Here is a 3,239-nt window from a genome sequence, read left to right as displayed (position 1 = left end):
GTCGGGTATTGTAACTCGTTCCATTAATGTTATCGAAAAACCTTTGGAAGTTTTCTATGAGCAAATTGCTAAACGCAATGCGACCGGACTTGCTTCTGTTGAAACTTCTGAAGAGAAGAAAAAAGAATGGTTTGAAAAGTTTTATAAGCAATTGGTCCAATTGAAATTTATTCCCGCAGGACGTGTGCTTTATGGAGCGGGTGCAGGAACAGACGTTACATACTTCAATTGTTACGTTATGCCCTTTGTGCCGGATTCCCGTGAAGGTATTTCCGATCACCGTAAACAAGTAATGGAAATTATGAGTCGAGGTGGGGGAGTTGGAACAAACGGATCAACTTTGCGTCCACGCAATACACTCGCTAAAGGTGTAAACGGAAAGTCATCTGGTTCTGTTTCATGGTTGGACGATATCGCAAAACTAACACATTTGGTTGAGCAAGGCGGCAGTCGCAGAGGCGCTCAAATGATTATGTTGGCAGATTGGCATCCTGACATTGCGGAATTCATCATTTCCAAAATGCAAAATCCTAGAATTCTACGTTTCCTGATTGAAAATACAAATGATGAAACCATCAAGCAATTAGCGAATGACAAGCTTAAATTTAAAGCTCTGACACATCAAGAAGAAGCAATGTACCAAGGGATAGTAAATTACAAGACAATTCCTGGCCAGGGTGGATTCAGTGATGCAATTTTCCGTGATGCAGAAACGAAACTCCACGATGGAGGCACATATAGTGTTAACAATTCCGAATTCTTAACAGGAGCCAATATATCTGTGACATTGACCGACGATTTCATGAAAGCTGTGGAAGAAGACGGCGATCACGAGTTACGCTTCCCCGCTGTTGAAAGTTATTCAGCTGAGGAAATGGTAACGTACAATGAGAAATGGCACGAAGTCGGGGATGTACGTGAATGGGAAAAACAAGGACATGCCATCCGAACTTACCGTACGATGAAAGCGAAAGATTTGTGGAATCTCATTAACGTTTGTGCAACGTATTCTGCAGAGCCTGGCATTTTCTTTATCGACAATGCAAACGAAATGACCAATGCAAAAGCGTATGGACAACAAGTGGTTGCTACCAACCCATGTGGAGAACAACCGTTGGCACCTAATTCTGTATGTAACTTGGCAGCTGTGAATTTAGCTCAGTTTGCGAATAAAGATACAAAAACTGTCGATTTTGATAGCTTGAGAGAAACAGTACGTGTTGGAGTTCGCATGCAGGACAATGTTATTGATGCAACACCTTACTTCCTTGAAGACAATAAAAAACAAGCTTTGGGTGAACGTCGTGTTGGTCTAGGAGTAATGGGGCTTGCAGACTTACTAATTTATTGTGAAAAAGAGTACGGTTCAGTGGAAGGTAACGTTCTTGTCGACCAAATCTTCGAAACGATAGCAGTAACAGCATATGAAACATCTGCAGAACTTGCTGCAGAACGTGGAAGTTTCCCGTTCTTGCAAGGGGAAACAAATGAAGAAACTAACCGTCTGAGAGACGCTTTCATCAATACCGGATTTATGAAAAAAATGCCTGAGCATGTTCGTCAGTCTATCAAAGAAACAGGCATTCGCAACTCTCACTTGTTGACCGTAGCACCAACTGGATCAACTGGAACATTAGTGGGAGTGTCGACAGGTCTGGAACCTTATTTCTCCTTCACGTACTTTCGTAGTGGCCGTTTAGGGAAATTCATCGAAGTAAAAGCGGACATTGTTCAGGAATACTTGAACGCAAACCCTGAAGCAGATGAACAAAGCTTGCCAGAATGGTTTGTTGCTTCAATGGAATTGGCACCTGAAGCGCATGCGGATGTTCAGTGCATAATTCAACGTTGGATTGACAGCTCGATTTCGAAAACTGTTAATGCACCACGCGGTTATACAGTTGAACAAGTACAAGGCGTTTATGAAAGACTTTATCGTGGTGGTGCTAAAGGCGGGACAGTTTATGTGGATGGCAGCCGTGATGCACAAGTCCTGACACTTAAAGCGGAAGAAAATGTGATGGATGAACATCATTATGAAGAAACCATCATTGGGAAACGTCCAGTTGTCCTGATCGATACAATCCAAGATCTTCGTTCAACGAATGTCACAATCGGCTCAGAAGTAGGAAACACATGTCCTGTTTGCCGTCAGGGGACCGTAAAAGAAATGGGTGGCTGTAATACGTGTACAAATTGCGGTGCTCAATTGAAATGTGGACTTTAAGTTTAACAGTTAAAAACGCTGTTTTGAGAATGCCACTAGCAAGTAGATTTATTAGATGAAGAAAACGCACGCTGTATCCTTGGGATACAACGTGCGTTTTTTCGTTTTAGATTAATCTGTTTAACAATGAAAGAGCCGTATCAACGCTTGCAACAGTAATTATCGCTTTAATTGTACTAATTTTTTTAAAAAGCACTATATCTATGAATAGAGAGAGTGAGGTTAGTCAAAATTGAATAAATAGAAAGGAATGTGATTTGAATGAAAGGTACTCACTTCTTAACGATTTCAGTAGCACATGCTGTGGTTTTCACTATAATATTAAAGTTTTTATATGTTTTTGATTATATTCCATGGAGCCCAATAAAATGGACTAAGAGATGGCAAGTATTTTCCGACGCTCACCCATCAGTCAAATGGTTTCTTACTTTTCTGGTCGTCTTCTTGATCATCAATCTTGCGATGGCTCTGTTCATGATTGTCAGCAAAATGCCGGCGATTGCCACGTCAATTGTTGTTGGATTTGCCATCTGGATTCTGCTGGAATGGAGTATTTATCAAGATTTTTCCCATATAAGTTGGAAGTCGGTACCGATTATTTCGGTTATTTTAATAATTTGCAGAGCCCTTGCCGAGACGATTCATTACTATGACCAAGAGGTTTATGATGACAAGAGAAAGTAGTTGCTGCAACTATTTGTTATGATAAAATGAAGGGGGCACGATGGAACTGGAGGAAAAAAGATGAAAATTCTTTGTTTAAATGGGCCTAACCTAAATCGTTTAGGAAAACGTGAACCTGCTATTTATGGACATGAAACGTTGGAAGATGTAGAGCAAAAGCTTATAACTTACGGAAAACAATCGGATATTCATGTTCAATGTAAGCAATCGAATCACGAAGGTGAACTAATTGATTGGCTGCACAATGCAGAAGATGATGGAATTAACGGCATTATTTTCAACCCTGGAGCTTATACTCATACAAGTTATGCGATACGTGATGCCATCG

Annotated in this window: 3 protein-coding genes; all 3 read left to right on the top strand. The window is 40.7% G+C overall.

The window, feature by feature from the left end; translation table 11 throughout:
• Positions 1–2,227, top strand: a 2,227-nt coding sequence (locus tag AC1DSB_RS16785) for a vitamin B12-dependent ribonucleotide reductase (protein WP_477587166.1), incomplete at its 5' end; no start/stop codon positions are given.
• A 261-nt stretch (positions 2,228–2,488) separates the two neighbouring features.
• Positions 2,489–2,911 (top strand): hypothetical protein, encoded by a 423-nt coding sequence (locus AC1DSB_RS16780; RefSeq protein WP_477532615.1) that lies wholly within the window; start codon positions 2,489–2,491, stop codon positions 2,909–2,911.
• Between the two features lie 60 nt (positions 2,912–2,971).
• Positions 2,972–3,239: type II 3-dehydroquinate dehydratase (locus tag AC1DSB_RS16775; RefSeq protein WP_477587165.1), on the top strand; the 268-nt coding region annotated here is incomplete at its 3' end.

The organism is Paenisporosarcina sp. P4_E4_2, from assembly GCF_056401595.1.
This window is presented reverse-complemented; position numbering and strand designations above follow the sequence as displayed.

What these genes read in the sequence shown, in the direction of transcription:
- AC1DSB_RS16780 (WP_477532615.1), top strand. Translation starts at nt 2,489, where the DNA reads ATGAAAGGTACTCACTTCTTAACGATTTCAGTAGCACATGCTGTGGTT.